The organism is Microbacterium schleiferi, assembly GCF_020781975.1.
Classification (GTDB): domain Bacteria; phylum Actinomycetota; class Actinomycetes; order Actinomycetales; family Microbacteriaceae; genus Microbacterium.
Map to the genome: position 1 here is coordinate 1 of NZ_JAJGNI010000031.1, position 1,005 is coordinate 1,005.

Below are 1,005 nucleotides of genomic sequence, written 5' to 3' on the forward strand. Positions count from 1 at the left end.
CTCTAGATGAGTGAGTCCGATCGTTTTCAGTGGTCGTATGCGATGAGTGATCTCTTGGCTGGGGCGTCGATGAGCCAGTTGTGCCAGATGCCGGCGGCGAGGGCGAGGAGTCTTGCGGCGACGCGGGAGTAGACGCCTGGGATGGTGCGTCCGCCGTGGTCTTCGAGGGTGAGTTGGCCTTTCAGGGTGTCAAACACGGACTCGACCCATTGCCGGATGCCACCGAGGCGCCCGAACCTTGGGTTCTCATCCTTGCGGTCGGGGCGCACCAGATGCGCGCCGAGCTCATCGGCGATGAAGGTCTCGAACTCGCGTCCCGCGAACCCCTTGTCGCCGACGATCACCTGGCCAGACTGGATGAGATGCCGGTCGTGGCGCAGCAGCGCCGCGGTCACTTCCCGCTCTCCGAGCTTCGGGTTCGCGAGTCCCCAGACCACGGGCATCCCGTCGGGGGTGCAGACCAGATAGAGACGGAACCCCCAGAAAAACCGGGAGTGGGAGGCGCAGTAGCCGTAGCCGGCGTGCCCGGCAAGATCGGAGCGTTTCACCGTCTCGCGAGACGCCGCGCACGGCAGCGGGGTGGAATCCACGAGACGGGTCAACTCACCCCAGGTCGGGGTGTCGCGAGCCAGTTCGGTGATCACCGCGGAGATCAACCCCGTGGACTGGCGGACCCGTTTGCCCCACCCGGACTGCTTCGGGATGTTCGGGAACATGCCATGCAGGTGCGCGCGGGCGTACCGGATCCACTTGCGCTCGGACGCGATCCCGAGCAAGTGCTGCGCGACCAGCAGACACAGCAGCTCGACGTCGTTGAGCGCGGGCTTACGACCCGGGTGATGATCGCGAGAGAACCCGATCGCAGGCAGGATCCGGTCATCGAGATGGACGTACAGTGTGATCAGGAGGGTGTTGAGGTCAGTTTTCACACGCAGGGCTTAACACCCTCCGCCTCCGATTAACAGCGTCCACGCCGCCCAAACCAAACGGACTCACTCATCTAGG

The 1,005-nt window shown here is 64.4% G+C and carries 1 protein-coding gene; it reads right to left on the reverse strand.

Annotated features, from left to right (window positions below):
- Nucleotides 1-26 precede the first annotated feature (26 nt).
- Complete coding sequence (locus LL236_RS14735) at nucleotides 27-929, reverse strand: IS982 family transposase (protein WP_228179578.1); 903 nt, start codon at nucleotides 927-929, stop codon at nucleotides 27-29.
- Nucleotides 930-1,005: the final 76 nt, after the last annotated feature.